Annotated in this window: 1 protein-coding gene; it reads left to right on the top strand. The window is 60.3% G+C overall.

Annotated elements, in window-relative coordinates; all coding sequences use genetic code 11:
• Nucleotides 1-44: 44 nt before the first annotated feature.
• The coding region (gene tssB, locus J5M71_RS28490) for a type VI secretion system contractile sheath small subunit (protein WP_207839000.1) at nt 45-446 on the top strand (402 nt) is incomplete at its 3' end.

Consider the following 446-nt stretch of genomic DNA (forward strand, 5'->3'; position numbering starts at 1 on the left):
GTTCCAAGTAACGTCAACAACTTCGTGTAGAGGGTTTGCTCATCATGGTTCGACAAAAGGATGGACAGAAATTCATCGGGGAGAGTCGTGCGCCCCGCGTGCAGATTGAATACGACGTGGAGGTGTACGGCTCGCAGAAGAAGGTCGAGCTGCCGTTCGTCGCGGGCGTGATGGCGGACCTGTCGGGCGACAACGTCGAGCCGCTCGGCCCGGTCGAGGATCGGCGCTTTCAGGAGATCGACGTCGAGAACTTCGATGAGCGCATGGCGCAGATCGCGCCGTCGCTGAGCTATCACGTGAAGAACGTGCTGACCAACGACGGCACGCTGATTCCGATCGATCTGACGTTCACGTCGATGGAATCGTTCGAGCCGGCGGACGTCGTCAAGCGCATTCCCGAGCTGTCGACGCTGCTCGAGGCGCGCAACCGGCTGAAGGAGCTGCTG

Source organism: Pseudomonas sp. 43(2021) (genome assembly GCF_017490805.1).
Classification (GTDB): domain Bacteria; phylum Pseudomonadota; class Gammaproteobacteria; order Pseudomonadales; family Pseudomonadaceae; genus Aquipseudomonas.